The following is a 1,069-nucleotide window of genomic DNA, read 5'->3' as shown; positions in this document are numbered from 1 at the left end:
TACCCGACTCCGGGAGATCCAACCTCTATGGCAGATGTTGATGGTGATGGATTTGCAGATAGTGTTGATACGGATGATAATACAGTTGCAGGTACAGGAGATGGTGGAACAAGTTTACCTTCCCCGGATAGTGACAATGATGGAGTTGTAGATAGCCTGGATTTAGATAGTGATAATGATGGGATTTCTGATGTAACAGAAAACGGAGGAGTTGATGCAGATGGCGATGGAGTTTTAGATGGAATTACCGATACTGATGGTGATGGATTTGCAGATAGTGTTGATACGGATGATAATACAGTTGCAGGAACAGGAGATGGCGGAACCAATTTACCGTCACCGGACAGTGATAATGACGGTATTGTAGATAGCCTGGATTTAGATAGTGATAATGATGGGCTAACAGATATCAGTGAAGCTGGAGGAGTAGATGCTGATGGTGATGGAGCGATAGATTACCCAACCCCGGGAGATCCAATGTCTATGGTTGATGTCGATGGCGATGGATTTGCTGATAGTGTGGATACAGATGATAATACGGTTGCAGGTACAGGAGATGGCGGAACGATGCTACCGCTACCCAATACCGATGGTACAGGAGGGCTGGATTATCAGGATATTGATAGTGACGGCGATGGTATTGTAGATAATATAGAAGGACAACCAACGGTTGGTTATGTTGCCCCAAGTGGTACGGATACCGATGGCGATGGTATTGATGATAGCTATGATCCTGATGATGGCGGAACAGCATTAGTTGCCATAGATACAGATATGGATGGTAGTGCAGATTATATAGATACCGATAGTGATAATGATGGAGAATCTGATTCTATAGAAGGCTGGGATACTGATGGAGATGGGGTTGCCGATACGGTTGCTTCAGGAAGTGATAGTGATGGTGATGGATTGGATGATAATTATGATACGATTGTTTTAAGTGGAGCTACTTCCGGTACGAACCCATCAAATGGTTCAGTGCCTACAGACTTCCCAGATGTTGACTTACCAGGAGTAGGAGATATGGATTGGAGAGAGCACGACAGTGATGGGGATGGTGTTAATGATG

Annotated in this window: 1 pseudogene; it reads left to right on the top strand. The window is 44.5% G+C overall.

Going from position 1 to position 1,069, the window contains the following annotated elements:
* A pseudogene (locus ACFSTE_RS14130) lies at positions 1–1,069 on the top strand (hypothetical protein); the annotation flags it as partial.

Source organism: Aquimarina hainanensis (assembly GCF_042684685.1).
GTDB lineage: Bacteria > Bacteroidota > Bacteroidia > Flavobacteriales > Flavobacteriaceae > Aquimarina > Aquimarina hainanensis.
This window is presented reverse-complemented; position numbering and strand designations above follow the sequence as displayed.